This window comes from Pseudomonas sp. dw_612 (genome assembly GCF_018449725.1).
GTDB lineage: Bacteria > Pseudomonadota > Gammaproteobacteria > Pseudomonadales > Pseudomonadaceae > Aquipseudomonas.
The window spans coordinates 1-299 of sequence record NZ_JAAVVC010000077.1 but is presented as its reverse complement, the minus strand read 5'-3'; the positions used below and the strand labels follow the sequence as shown (position 1 = coordinate 299).

The 299-nt window shown below is 57.9% G+C and carries 1 protein-coding gene; it reads right to left on the bottom strand.

The window, feature by feature from the left end:
• On the bottom strand, positions 1 to 299 hold a 299-nt coding region (locus HB680_RS32550; protein WP_276572275.1), incomplete at both ends, for a hypothetical protein.

Genomic DNA, 299 nt, shown 5'->3' with positions numbered 1-299 from the left:
GGGAAGAGATGACGCTGTCGATTTGGGTCGCAGAAGTATCCGTTTCAATTACCACATCGGCGACGTTGTCGACGAAGTAGGTGTCGTTGCCTGCGCCGCCGATCATGGTGTCGGCGCCGGCACGGCCATCGAGGATATTGTTGCCGACGTTGCCGGTCAGGACGTTATTCAGAACGTTGCCGTTACCGTTGAGGTCGGCGGTGCCAGTGAGCACGAGGTTTTCCAGGTTGTCACCCAGGGTGCGGTTGACCGAAGAGATCACGGTATCGATTTCCGTCGCCAGGGTACTGGTTTCGCTG